This window comes from Paracoccus sp. (in: a-proteobacteria), assembly GCF_046289755.1.
Taxonomy (GTDB): domain Bacteria; phylum Pseudomonadota; class Alphaproteobacteria; order Rhodobacterales; family Rhodobacteraceae; genus Paracoccus.
This window is the reverse complement of the sequence record NZ_JBKBVD010000011.1, coordinates 1-12,504: the sequence shown is the minus strand read 5'-3', so window position 1 is coordinate 12,504 and position 12,504 is coordinate 1. Positions and strand designations below refer to the sequence as shown.

Genomic DNA, 12,504 nt, shown 5'->3' with positions numbered 1-12,504 from the left:
GTCTACAACTATGGGGCGGACGTGCCTGCTGCATAGGCAGATGGCGGGCGTATTGGAGGAATGCGCAGCCCCGGCACCCGCCGCCGCGCCGGTCGCCTGTTGGCCCTTGCCCCGCCCACGGATGAGGGTCAGTCGCTGGCCGGAGTGATCGTTCCCGCTCGTGCCGCCCCGGTCAGATACGCTTTCAATCCATGCGGGAAAAGCTGCGGTCGGCCAGGCACATCAAGGTCGTCGGGATCGAACCACTCGGCGAAGCATTCGGTCCCGCTATCCTCGTGAAACGCGATGCGGGTCTCATTCTCGAACGCGCCGGGCGGAAAGATTACATCGAAAATGGCAAGGATCTCATGGCCGGGGCGCCCCTCATGGGTAAAGAGGTTCTCCATGAAAACGGGCGGGGCTTTGGTCTGCACGGTGATGCCCAGCTCTTCCCTGAACTCGCGGATCACCGCAGCCTCGACCGTTTCGCCGAACTCGACGGTTCCGCCAAGCGGGCGCACGCCTTTCACACGGCCCCGGTCATCCGTGACCTCTGCGGCCAGCAGCCGGTCGCCGCGCCAGTGCAGCCCCAGCGCTTTCACGCGGATTCCGGAATGAGGGCGCCAGATGGTCATGGCCGTTTTCTATGCAACCGGCCCGGCATCCGCAACGCCCCCCGACCGCCCTGCCAGGCGGCCGTCAGGCAGGCTTGCCCGCAACCGGCGCCGCCTGCGCCCCGCCCGGCAGCCCGCCGCCGCTGTCATCCTTCAGCGCCACGCCGGTGACACCGATGCGGCGGGCCTCGCGGATCAGCCATGTCAGGCGGTCGGCGGCGGCGGCATGGGACAGCCCGCCCCGGCCATGGATGTTCGACACGCAGTTGCGTGCATTGTCGCGCAGACCGATGCGCGGGGCCAGCGTCAGATAGGCGCCCAGACTGTCGGCGACCGACAGGCCCGGACGCTCTCCGATCAGCATCAGGACCATGGCGGCGCCCATCGCCCAGCCCACCGCATCGCCAAGCGCCACGCGGGCGCCCCGCGCCAGCACGACGGGTTGGTCCTGCAATTCGGGCAGGCGGGCGGACAGCGCGGCCATCAGGGGCGCGGCCTGCGCCATGACGGCAGGCGCCGACAGACCGTCACCGATCACCACCAGCAGCGGCGGTTCCAGCCGGGGCAGATCCGCCGTCGCCAGTTGCCGCCCCAGATCCGGGCGGCGCAGATAGGTGGCGCGATCGGTGGCGCGGCTGGCCACATGCAGCACCGGCAGCGGCGACAGATCGCGGGCCAGCGCGTCCCAATCGACCTGCCCGTGGATCGCATCGCGTGCCGCCGCGTGATCCTGCTGAAAATCCAGCAGGTCGGTCAGGCGCGCAGGCCCGGCCCCCGCCTCCAGCCGCAGGCGCGCGGGGGTCAGCTGGGTCAGGCGGCGGTACAGATCGGGGCGGCTCATGCGGGCAAGCCCAGACGGCGGGCCAGCGCGTCCGCATCCGCCACCTGCCCGGACGCGGACCCAGAGCCAGACCCGGGCCCGGACAGGCCGAAATCCTCCAGCCAGCGGGCGAATTCGGGGGCGGGTGTCAGGCCGGTCACCTCGCGCAGATAGGCGATATCCTCGAAGGCGAGGCTTTGATAGCCCAGCATCACGTCATCGGCACCCGGCACGGCGATGACGAAACTGACCCCCGCCTGCGCCAGCAGGGTGGCCAGCGTGTCCATGTCATCCTGATCGGCCTCGACATGGTTGGTATAGCAGACATCGACCCCCATCGGCAGGCCCATCAGCTTGCCGCAGAAATGATCCTCCAGCCCCGCGCGGGTGATCTGCTTGCCGTCATACAGGTATTCCGGCCCGATAAAGCCCACGACCGTATTCACCAGCAGCGGGTCATAGGCGCGAGCGACCGCATAGGCGCGCACCTCCATCGTCTGCTGATCGACGCCGTGATGGCCGTCCGAGGACAGGGCCGAGCCCTGCCCCGTCTCGAAATACATCACGTTCTGCCCGACCGTGCCACGCCCGGCGGCCAGCCCCGCCTGATGCGCCTCGGCCAGCAGCGACAGGGTGACGCCAAAGCCGTCATTGGCGGCCTGACTGCCCGCCACCGACTGAAAGATCAGATCGACCGGCGCGCCGCGCGCCAGCAGGGTCAGCGCATTGGTCACATGGGTCAGCACGCAGGTCTGGGTCGGGATCTCCAGCGCGGCCCGCATCTCGTCCAGTGCTGTCAGCAGCGCGTGGCAGTTCGCCAGATTGTCCGAGGCCGGGTTGATCCCGATCACCGCATCGCCCGCGCCCTGCAACAGCCCGTCCAGCACCGCCGCCGCGATCCCGCGCGGATCATCCGCCGGGTGATTGGGCTGCAGGCGCGAGGCCAGCACCCCCGGCCCGCCGATCGTGTTGCGAAAGGCGGTGACCACGCGGATCTTGCGGGCCACGCGGATCAGATCCTGATGGCGCATCAGCTTGCTGACGGCGGCCACCATCTCGGGCGTCAGGCCGGGCGCCAGCGCGGCCAGCGCCGGGGCATCCGCCGCCGGTGACAGCAGCCAGTCGCGCAGATCGCCCACCGTCATCGCCGCCACCGGGGCAAAGGCCGCGCGGTCGTGGCTGTCAAGGATCAGCCGGGTGACATCATCCGCCTCATAGGGGATCAGCGCCTCATCCAGAAACGCCCGCAGCGGCAGGTCCATCAGCACGCGACGCGCCGCCACCCGCTGCAGGGCGCTGTCCGCCGCGATCCCCGCCAGCTGATCGCCCGAACGTTCGGACGAGGCCGCAGCCATCACCGCCCGCAGGCTGTCAAAGCGGAACGTCTCGCCCCGCGCGCAGGCGCGATAGAGGCTCACAGCGAGCGCAGATGCAGGGGCCAGTCCGGATGGCCGGTGATCTGGCGAAAGCGCATCAGCTTCCACATGCCGTATTTATGGAAATCGAAATCCAGCCGCGACACGCGCAGCTGCACCATCGACCACAGCGCCCATTTCACATCGGCCAGCGCCTTGTGCACCGCCACGCGCGCCAGCAACTGTCGGCTGACATGCCCGAAATATGCCTCGATCAGCTCTGCCTCCTGCGCCGGGGTAAAGAACATTTCTCCAAACCAGATCGCCAGATCATAGCAGCGGTCATTCATCGAGCAATATTCATAGTCGATCAGCATGATCGACCCGTCCGGCCCGATCATGAAATTGCCGGGCATCGGGTCGTTGAAGCAGGGCACCAGATCCATCCCCGCCGCCGCCAGCGCCTCGCGCGCCATCGCCTCTTGCAGCATCACCCAGTCGTGGTGGCGAAAGCGCGGTGCGTCCAGCATGCGGCACTGGTCGCGATGTTCGTCGATCATGTCAAAGACGGTCTTGGTCAGGCCCAGGGCTGGCAGCGCGTGCATCCGGCGATAGGCGGCGATGGCGGCGGCACGCATGGCGGCCTGCGCAAAATCGCTGTGGGTCGAGGGGCGGTGACCGGGCAGGAAATCGTTGATCTCGATCCCCTGATCGGCCAGATCGTCATAGACGCGCGGCCCCAGACCGGCAGCGGCGGCCTTGCGCGAGGCATCCATGGCCGCCACCCGGTCGATGAACATCTCGGTGCCGTTGCCCGGCACCTTGACGAACCAGTCGCCACAGCCATCGGCCCGGCGCACCCGCCAGTTCTCGTTCGAGATGCCGCCTGATACGGGCCCGTACAGAAGACCGGCCCCGTCCCCGAACAGGGGTGCGGCGCGGATCGCGCGTTCGATCGTCTCTTCCATCGGATGGGCGGCGGCGCCCACAGGTTTCATCATCATGCGGCAACCCTTGTCCGGGGCTGCGTGGCCAGACGCAGCATCTGTTCAAAATCGGGATGGTTCAGCGCCAGACGCAGGCGCATCAGCCGCCATTCGCCGTATTTCAGCCATTCCACCCCCGGCCGGGCCGAGACCCGCGACATCCGCCGCGCCCACAGCGCATGCAGCATGTCATCGACCACCGACCAAAGCCGCGCGCGGGCAAAACCGGCCTCGTCGAACCGCCCGGCATAGGCGATGTAACCCGCCCGCATGTCCTGCGGGAAATCGGTGATCTCGGCCAGAAGGCAGCCCAGATCATACATCGGGTCGTTCATCCCGGCGCGGTCGTAATCGACCAGCAGCACCTGACCCGAGGCCCCCCGCATCAGGTTCGAGGCCGCCCCGTCATTGCGGCAGGGCACCAGCGGCATGTCCCGGCACAGCGCCCGGCACTGAAAGGTCAGCCGCCGCAGCCAGCCGATGTCATCGGGCAGCGCGTCCAGTCCCTCCAGCGCCGCGATCTGGGCGTCGATCTGCGCGAAGGGGTCAAAGCGCTGCGGCAGGGGCGCGGTGGCGTGCAGCCTGCGCAGCGCCTGCATGGCGCCCGCCACGACATCCGGGTCCTGCAGCATGTGCTGGCTGGCCCTGTGCCAGTCGGGGCCGGTCAGGGCCTGCATCGCGATGGCGCCCATGTCGTTGTCCGACCAGACCACCCGCGGGCCCGCGCCCGCCGCGCCTGCCTGACGCGCCAGCTGCATCGCCGCGGGCAGATCGAATCCGGCCCGCATCTCGGGATGCATCACCTTCAGGAACACCGCCCCCTCCGGCCCGTCCAGCAGGACCGACGCGCTTTCCAGCGCCAGATAGCTGGGCGAGGCAAGGGCGGCGGGGCCGGGCTGCCCGGCGCGGTCCGGGTCCAGCCCTGCCGCCCGGATCGCGGCGGTCAGGGCCTCGGGCGTGGTCAGGGCGCTCACGGGATCGGGCGCAGAACCGGGGGCGGTCATGGCTGCGCCGCCCGGTCCAGATCGCCACCCGCGCGGTCGATGCGGCGGATCATCTGCGACAGCACATCACCGCCCGCCGCCAGATCCTCGGGCGAGGTATATTCGTCATGCCGGTGGATCACCCCGCCGACCGAGGGCACCGCGATCACGATGGCGGGCAGAATGGCGTTCACCGCCACCGCATCATGCCCGCCGATCGTGTCCAGACGCATCCGGGCATAGCCGAACTCATCGGCCACAGCCTCGGTCAGCGCGACGAGGCGCGGATCGAACCGGCCCGCCATGCGCCGGTCCACCGCCACGATGGCCGCCTGAACCCCGGCCTTTGCGGCCAGCCCCGGCAGGGCCGCGCGCAATTCCGCCTCGGCCCAGTCCAGCATGGCGGGTTCGGGGGCGCGCAGCTCTCCGAACAGTACGGCCAGACCCGGCACGATATTGGGCGAGTTGGGCGACAGATCGACCCGCGCCACCGAGGTATACAGCGTCTCCGCCGCCCGGTCGGCCAGATCGCGCATGAAGGTGATGACATGGGCCGCGCCCAGCATCGCGTCGCGGCGGTCCTCCATGGGGGTGGGGCCGGTATGGTTCTGCGCGCCGGTGACCTCCATGCGGACCTTCAGCGCGCCCCAATGGCGCAGGAAGGGCGCGATGCGGGCGCCGGCCCTTTCCATCTTGGCATCCCCCTCGATATGGATCTCAAGATAGGCATCGGGCCGGGGCGCGGGGTCGTGACCCAGATAGCCGGTGCGGGCCAGTTCCCCGCCCACCGACAGGCCGTCCCGGTCGCGGCGCTCCAGCGCCCAGTCCCGGTCGATGGCCCCGGCATAGACCGACGAGCCCAGCAGGCTGGGCTGGAACCGCGCCCCCTCTTCGTTCATCCAGTCGGCGATGACATAGTTGCAGCGGGGCGCGATGCCCAGGGCTGCGGCCTCGCGCCGCCATGTCTCGATCGCGGCCAGCGCGCAGACGACGCCATAGGCGCCGTCGAAACGCCCGCCTTTGGGCTGGCTGTCCAGATGCGAGCCGACCATGATCAGCGGCGCATCCGGCCCGGCCAGATCAATCCGCCCGAACAGATTGCCGATGTCATCCACCAGCACCGTATATCCGCGCGCCCGCAACTGATCGGCGAACCAGTCGCGGGCGGCCTTGTGGGCATCGGTCAGCACCGGGCGGTCCACCCCGCCATCGCCGGTGGCGCCAAAGCGCGAGACGTCCTCCATCAGTTGTGACAGCAGGTCGGCGTCGATGCGGGTCAGGGTCTCAGACATGCAGGGCCTCGTTCAGTGCAGGGTCGGTGCCACGGACCGGGTCGGGGTTCAGGAAACAGGCCGCCAGCGCCTGACCGCCCCGCGACAGCAGCGCGGGGTTCTCGACCCGGCAGCGGTCGAAGGCATGGGGACAGCGGCTGGCAAAGGCGCAGCCCGGCGGCAGGTCGATGGGGCTGGGCGGCTCGCCCTCCAGCAGGCAATCGGCGGGCAGATAGCGGCGCGGCTCCAGCGTGGGGGCGGCGGACAGCAGGGCGCGCGTGTAGGGATGGCCGGGGTCAAAGAACATCCGGTCGTTCGGCGCGACCTCGACCGCCTCGCCCAGATACATGACCGCGATGCGCGAACAGACCTGCCGCACCATCGTCAGGTCATGCGAGATGAAGACATAGGTGAACCCGTGCTGGGCCTGAAGCCGTTCAAACAGATCCAGCAGTTTGCCCTGTTCGGTCTGGTCCAGCGCCGACAGGGTCTCGTCCATGATGAGAAGGCTGGGTTCAAGGATCATCGCGCGGGCGACGTTCAGGCGCTGGCGCTGGCCTGCCGACAGGCCGGTGGGCAGGCGCTCGTACAGGCCGGGGTCCAGCCCCACCTCGGACATGGCGGCGCGGGCGCGGTCGCGACGCTCGGCCCGGCTGCCGATCCGGTGGATCTTCAGCGGCTCTTCCAGAATCGCCCCGATCGAGGATTGCGGCGGCAGCGATCCATAGGGGTCCTGCAGCACCAGCTGAAAGTCACGGCGCAGTTCGCGCAGCCGTCCGGGGCTGGCCGCGCCGACATCCTCGCCCTTGAACAGGATCTGCCCGCCATCCGGACGCTCCAACCCCGTCAGCAGCCGCATCAGCGAGGATTTGCCGCAGCCGGATTCGCCCACGATGCCGAAGTTGTCCCCGGCAAAGACATCGAAATCGACGCGCCGCACGGCCTGCACCAGCGCACGTCCGGATTTGCCGGTCGTCTCATAGGCCTTGCTGACCCCGCGCACCGACATGATCGGGCGGCTGGCCGCCGCAGGCGCGCGCGGGTCGGGCCCCTGTTGCCATAGCGTCGGCAGTTCCGCGATCAGCGCCCTGGTATAGGCGTGGCGCGGCGCCGTGGTCAGCGCCCGGGGCGTCTGACGTTCGACCACGCGGCCCCGGCTGAGCACCATCACCTCGTCCGAGGCATCGCAGGCCACCGGCAGCGAGGAACAGATGAACAGGATCGCGGTCGAGAATTCCGCATTCAGTTCCCGCAGCAGCTTGAGGATCTGGGCCGCCACCGTCACATCCAGCGGCTGGGTGATATTGTCGGCAATCAGCAGCGCCGGGTCGGAAATCAGCGCATCCACGATCATCGCCCGCTGCATCATGCCGCCGGAATACTGGAACGGGTATTCGTGAAACCGCCGTTCCGCCGCCGGGATGCGCACCGCCTGCAGCAGGCGGATGGCCTTGGCGCGGGCATCCCTGCGGCTGATCTCGGGGCGCACGGCGCGCAGCTTTTCGACCAGCTGCGCACCCACGGTCATCGTCGGGTCCAGCGCGCCTGCGGGATTGCCGCCGACATAGGCGATCTCGCGGCCCGACAGGCTGCGGGCGTGGTCGGGTTCGGCGATCAGGTCGCGGCCCTCCAGCCAGACCTGCCCCGCCGTGACGCGCAGCGGCGCCGACAGCCAGCTGGCCAGCGTGCGCGCCAGCACCGTCTTGCCCGATCCGCTTTCGCCGATCACCGACAGGATCTGGCGGGGGGCCAGATCAAAGCTGATGTCGTCCAGGATCGGCTGCGCGCCCCCGGCGGTGACGGTCAGGTTGCGCACCGAAAGCAGGCTGTCTGCCGCAAGGTGGTCGGCCATGTCACGCGCCTCCGTAGATGGTGTTGCGGGCACGCTCCAGCGCGGCGCCCATCAGGTTGATGCTGGTCAGGACCAGCACCAGAAAGATCCCCGGCATGGTGGCGATCCACCACGCGTTCATCAGGTATTTCCGCCCGTCGGCAATGATATTGCCAAAGGTCGGCGTGGGCGGCTGCACGCCCAGACCCAGAAAGCCCAGCACCGATTCAAAGATCATCATCCGCGCGATATCCAGCACCGCGACAAAGGCCATCGGCGGCAGGACCAGCGGCAGGATCAGCGCGAACATGATCCGCCAGTCGGTCGCGCCCAGAACCATCGCGCCGCGCACATATTCCTTCTTGCGTTCCGACATGACCGTGGACCGCATGACGCGGGCATAGATCGGCCAGCCCGCCAGCCCCAGCACAAGGATGATCGAGGGGATGGTGGGCCGCGAGACGCCCAGAATGGTGATCGCCAGAATGATCATCGGAATGGACAGCTGCGCATCGGTCAGCCGCATCAGCACCGTGTCGATCCGCCCGCCGAAATAGCCCGCGAACAGCCCGATCAGCGCGCCCACCAGCAGCATCAGCACCGTGGTCGAGATCCCGATCAGCAGCGAATAGCGCAGACCCACCAGCGACCGCACCAGCATGTCGCGCCCCAGCTGATCGGTGCCAAGCGGATGCGCCCAGCTCCAGCCCTCGCCCGCAAACAGCGGCGGGGCCAGCCGGGTGGCGATGCTCATCTTGGTGGGGTCGATGCCTGACAGGGCGGGATAGAACAGGGCGGCGGCCAGCAGCGTGGTCAGCACGATCAGCCCGATGCGGAACTCGACCGAGGCAAAGGCCAGATTCCAGATCCGGGTCGAGACCTTTCGGTCGGCCACAGGGGCAGAGGCGATGTCAATGTCGATGCTGCTCATCAATAGTCCAGCCTTGGATCAATGGCCGACGCGGCCAGATCGACAAGAATGTTGATCAGGACGAATGCGGCGGCGGTGACGATGGCGATGCCCTGGATCAGCGGAAAGTCCCGCTGCATGACCGCGTTGATGGTCAAAAGCCCAAGGCCCGGATAGTCAAAGATGAATTCGATCACCAGCACGCCGCCCAGCAGCATGGAAAACTGCACGCCCAGCAGGTTCAGCAGCGGCAGTGACGAATTTTTCAGCGCATGGCGAAAGATGATCTGGTGGCGGGTCAGCCCCCGCACGCGGGCGATGTCGATGAAATTCTGCCGCATCACCCCGGCGACCGACACGGTCAGCGTGCGGATGATAAAGGGCGCGATCTCGACCGCCAGCACCAGCGCGGGCAGGATCGTATAGGCGAATCCGCGATAGCCGATGGCGGGCAGCAGCTGCAGCTTGACCGACAGGATCAGCGCCAGAACGATGCCCAGCCAGAAATTCGGCAGGCTGACGAACAGCGATGACAGATACAGCGCCATCTTGTCGGGCCATCGCCCCGGACGCAGCCCGCCCCAGACGCCCACCGGCACCGCGATGATCAGCGCAAAGACCATGGCCAGCAGCGCCAGTTGCAGCGTCATCGGCGCGGTGGTCGCGATCAGCGACAGCACCTCGGCCCGTTCACTGCGCGTCGCGTCGTCAAAGCTGGCCCCGCCCACCGCCGCGCCATTGGCCGGGCGCACGAAGCTTTGCCCCAGATCGCCCTGCACGACGCCGCCCATATAGCGCCCGAACTGCTGCCAGATCGGGTCGCGCAGGCCCATGTCTTCGGCGATCTGCTCGATCAGCGCCTCGGGCGCCATGCCGCCCGCCATCAGGCGCACCGGGTCGCCCGGCACCACTCGCAGCAGCGTAAAGATCAGCGCCGAGACCAGAAAGACGATGATGGCGCCCTGAAACAACCGGCGTCCAAGAAATCGAAGGATGAACATCTGCGGCTCCGCTGTCTGCGTGGCGTGTCATCGGAAAAAGGGTCCGGGACCGCGCGCCGGGAAGGTCGAAGGGGCGGCGGTCCCGGCGGCGCGTCAGGCGAGGGTTGTCGTCGCCGCGTCGGCCTGGCCGTCGGGATAGATGAACAGCCCGTCGACCTCGTTGCGCATGCCGTGGATCAGAACCGAGGTGAACAGGCTCAGCGCGGGCACCTTCTCGGCCAGCATCGGCATCAGGTTGGTCTGCAGCGATTCCCGCCGCGCCTCCAGCGAGGGGGCGTTGCGCTCCTCGTCCAGCGCCGCGTCGATCTCGGGGTCCTCGATGCCGCAGATGCGCTTGGACGAGGAATGGAAATGCGTGCGCAGCACCAGATCGGGCTCGGGCGAGCCGGTGGACCAGCCGCAATCGACCATATGGCCCGGCCCGCCGCCGGGGCGGTCATACAGACGCTCGTTCCAGGCCGCGACCTCCATGACGTTCAGCGTCACCGGGAATCCCTGTTCCTGCAGCATCGCGGCGATCAGCTCGCCATATTCCTGCGTCTTGGGATAGAACCCGGTCGAGGTGATGTATTCCAGATCCGGCAGCCCCGCGCCGCCCGGAAAGCCCGCCTCGGCCAGCAGGCGCTGGCATTCTTCGGGGTCGTATTCGGGATAGTCGGGAATGTCGTAATAGCCGAACTTGATCGGCGAGACGAAGTTGGACGAGGCTTCCCCGGCCGCGCCCATCAGTTCCATGATCATGGACCGGTCGATGGCATGGGCCGCTGCCCGGCGCAGGCGCGGATCGTCAAAGGGCGGTTTCGAGCAGCGGAACCACAGATATTTGTTCTCGACCGACACGAGGCGAGAGATCTTGATGCCCTCTTCCGCCTCCAGCGTCTGCACCTGTTCTGGTTCCAGCCGTTCGATCACATCGGCCTGCCCGTTCATCAGCGACAGCATCCGCGTCGTCCCGTCGCCCACAAAGCTGAAGGTCACGCCCGTCACCTTGGGGGCGCCCTTGAAGTAATCGGCGAACGCCTCCATCACCGTGTCATTGCCGCGCTGTTCGACAAAGCGGAACGGCCCCGTCCCGTTCAGGCGCTGCGACAGCGGACCGTTGGGGCCTGCGGCAATATCGGTGGCCGACAGCATCGGCAGATACGAGGCCAGAAAGATGAACAGCGACGCGCCATAGCCGCCCTTCGACGTGTCGATGACCACGGTGTAATCGTCGGGCGTGGTCACCTCGAACGTGTCGGTGGGGCCGGGATAGACCTGCTTGGGGCGGTCGGGCAGCGCGCCATATTCCAGCGTGGCCTTGACATCCTCGGATGTGAAGGGCTTGCCGTCGTGGAATGTCACCCCCTCGCGCAGTTTGATCTGCAGCCGGTGGGCGTCCAGTTCGGTGATCTCGGTGGCCAGTTCATAGACCACCTCGTCGGGTGTCTCGGGGCGCATCGGCGCGCGGGTCAGATAGCCCATCACGAAACCCTCGATATTGGTCTGCGACAGCGTCGTATGGGCGGTGGGGTCCCAGTTGCCGGTGATGTTCTCGGCCGACAGAAAGACCAGCGGCCGCGCCTCTTGCGCATAGGCCGAGCGGAAGAAGAAGTCGGGATTGATGCGGGCGGTCCCGAACAGGGCACCGGCGGCCGCGCCGTAGCGAATGAAGTTCCGTCTGTCCATCTGACTCTCCTGTTGAAGGGGGGATGCGGTCTTTACGCCGCTTGTCTGTCCTGTATCTCTGCCAGCTTGCGCAGCATGGCCGCGTGCAGTTCGGGGGTGGCCGAGGCCAGCACATTGCCGTCCGAGCCGACCCCCAGATCATCGCCCCGCCAGTCGGTGATGACCCCGCCTGCCCCGCGCACCACCTGCACCACCGGCAGATAGTCATAGGGCTGCAGCCCCGTCTCCAGCACCAGATCGCAATGACCCGAGGCCAGCAGCGCATAGTTGTAGCAATCGCCGCCAAAGCGGATCATGCGGACCTGATCGCGCAGCATCGCAAAGGCCGCAGCCGTGGCGCCCTCGAACAGCAGCGGATCGGTCGTATAGGCAAAGGCCGTGGCCGGGTCGCGGCAGGCGCTGGTCCGGCAGGGCTGGCCGTTCAGTGTCGTCGCGCGGCCCGCCACCCCGGTCCAGCGTTCGCCCGTGACCGGCATGTCGATCTGGCCCAGACAGGGCACCCCGTCCTGCAGCAGCGCCAGAAGCTGGCCGAACAGCGGATGGCCGGTCACAAAGCTCTTCGTGCCGTCGATCGGATCGACCACCCAGACATGCGGGCGGTCCAGATCCTGCGCGCCCTCTTCCTCGCCATAGATGCCGTGACCGGGCCAGCTTTCGGCGATGCGGGCGCGGATAAAGGCCTCGATCTCGCGGTCGGCGGCGGTGACCGGGCTGTCATCGCCCTTGTGCTCGACCCGCAGGCCGTGGCGGAAATAGCCAAGCGCGATGTCGCGCGCCCCATCCGCTGTGCGGTTTGCGAAGGCCACTGCCCCGGCCAGATCGAGCGTCATGCTGCCTCGTGGATTTACGTGGATTGCCTTGCGTCTCTTTGGATCGGTAGCCGCAGGCCCCCACAAAAATCCACAATTCTCTGCATGCAGACCCGCGATCCCTGCGAAATGCCGCGAATTCGGGCAGGCCGTCGCTGGAGATTGCGCAACAGGCCCCAAAGCACAGGCAGAATTCACACATAAAACCACATTATTCCGCGACGGCTGTGGCAATGCCCGGGGCCCATGCTAAAGACAACGGCAGTCAAAGGAGGTG

General features: G+C 67.5%; 11 protein-coding genes. All 11 read right to left on the bottom strand.

Annotation, left to right across the window (positions count from 1 at the left end):
* Nucleotides 1-128: 128 nt before the first annotated feature.
* The 11 genes from ACK41U_RS05885 to ACK41U_RS05835 all read right to left on the bottom strand — a co-directional run bounded on the left by ACK41U_RS05885 (nucleotide 129) and on the right by ACK41U_RS05835 (nucleotide 12,248).
* Nucleotides 129-614, bottom strand: coding sequence for an NUDIX hydrolase (locus tag ACK41U_RS05885; RefSeq protein WP_409677211.1), 486 nt, complete (start codon nucleotides 612-614; stop codon nucleotides 129-131).
* A 64-nt stretch (nucleotides 615-678) separates the two neighbouring features.
* Nucleotides 679-1,434 (bottom strand): ethanolamine ammonia-lyase subunit EutC, encoded by a 756-nt coding sequence (eutC, locus tag ACK41U_RS05880; protein WP_409677209.1) that lies wholly within the window; start codon nucleotides 1,432-1,434, stop codon nucleotides 679-681.
* Nucleotides 1,431-2,831, bottom strand: a complete 1,401-nt coding sequence (locus tag ACK41U_RS05875) for an ethanolamine ammonia-lyase subunit EutB (protein ID WP_409677207.1) — start codon at nucleotides 2,829-2,831, stop codon at nucleotides 1,431-1,433. Before ACK41U_RS05875 ends, eutC begins: the two co-directional genes overlap by 4 nt.
* Complete coding sequence (locus ACK41U_RS05870) at nucleotides 2,828-3,772, bottom strand: choline kinase family protein (RefSeq protein ID WP_409677205.1); 945 nt, start codon at nucleotides 3,770-3,772, stop codon at nucleotides 2,828-2,830. The genes ACK41U_RS05875 and ACK41U_RS05870 overlap by 4 nt, the downstream gene beginning before the upstream one ends.
* Complete coding sequence (locus ACK41U_RS05865) at nucleotides 3,769-4,758, bottom strand: phosphotransferase family protein (RefSeq protein ID WP_409677203.1); 990 nt, start codon at nucleotides 4,756-4,758, stop codon at nucleotides 3,769-3,771. The genes ACK41U_RS05870 and ACK41U_RS05865 overlap by 4 nt, the downstream gene beginning before the upstream one ends.
* Entirely contained in the window at nucleotides 4,755-6,029 is a 1,275-nt protein-coding gene (locus ACK41U_RS05860) for a Zn-dependent hydrolase (protein WP_409677201.1), read from the bottom strand. Before ACK41U_RS05860 ends, ACK41U_RS05865 begins: the two co-directional genes overlap by 4 nt.
* On the bottom strand, nucleotides 6,022-7,860 hold the full coding sequence (locus ACK41U_RS05855; protein WP_409677199.1) for an ABC transporter ATP-binding protein: 1,839 nt from the start codon (nucleotides 7,858-7,860) through the stop codon (nucleotides 6,022-6,024). The genes ACK41U_RS05860 and ACK41U_RS05855 overlap by 8 nt, the downstream gene beginning before the upstream one ends.
* A gap of 1 nt (nucleotide 7,861) precedes the next feature.
* The gene (locus ACK41U_RS05850; protein ID WP_409677197.1) at nucleotides 7,862-8,770 is read right to left on the bottom strand and encodes an ABC transporter permease; all 909 of its coding nucleotides are present in this window, start codon (nucleotides 8,768-8,770) and stop codon (nucleotides 7,862-7,864) included.
* Complete coding sequence (locus ACK41U_RS05845; protein ID WP_409677195.1) at nucleotides 8,770-9,750, bottom strand: ABC transporter permease; 981 nt, start codon at nucleotides 9,748-9,750, stop codon at nucleotides 8,770-8,772. Before ACK41U_RS05845 ends, ACK41U_RS05850 begins: the two co-directional genes overlap by 1 nt.
* 93 nt (nucleotides 9,751-9,843) lie before the next feature.
* A complete protein-coding gene (locus tag ACK41U_RS05840; protein ID WP_409677193.1) occupies nucleotides 9,844-11,418 on the bottom strand; it encodes an ABC transporter substrate-binding protein in 1,575 nt (524 codons plus the stop codon).
* A gap of 32 nt (nucleotides 11,419-11,450) precedes the next feature.
* On the bottom strand, nucleotides 11,451-12,248 hold the full coding sequence (locus ACK41U_RS05835) for an inositol monophosphatase family protein (protein WP_409677191.1): 798 nt from the start codon (nucleotides 12,246-12,248) through the stop codon (nucleotides 11,451-11,453).
* Nucleotides 12,249-12,504: the final 256 nt, after the last annotated feature.